The organism is Bartonella vinsonii subsp. vinsonii (genome assembly GCF_902825235.1).
Lineage (GTDB): Bacteria > Pseudomonadota > Alphaproteobacteria > Rhizobiales > Rhizobiaceae > Bartonella > Bartonella vinsonii.
This window is the reverse complement of the sequence record NZ_CADEAJ010000100.1, coordinates 1-255: the sequence shown is the minus strand read 5'-3', so window position 1 is coordinate 255 and position 255 is coordinate 1. Positions and strand designations below refer to the sequence as shown.

Genomic DNA, 255 nt, shown 5'->3' with positions numbered 1-255 from the left:
CACAAAGGGGCATAAAGGTTGAACATATTATCAGTGGTGGCAATATTGATCTTTTTGCTGGCGACGACATTTATTACGATCAGGTCATTGGCTATGGCACAGCAACATTGACATCGGTATCAGGAGGAATCAGTGTTGAGAATGTGCTGTCTGCTAAGGGGGATGTGAGATTGACAGCAAATACTCTCGATTTAAGCAATGATCGTTCTCATATTTACACGCCGCAAACGTTATTTTTAAATGCGGATCATATTT

Annotated in this window: 1 protein-coding gene; it reads left to right on the top strand. The window is 40.8% G+C overall.

The window, feature by feature from the left end:
* Positions 1 to 255: hypothetical protein (locus J7R12_RS08815; RefSeq protein ID WP_208439094.1), on the top strand; the 255-nt coding region annotated here is incomplete at both ends.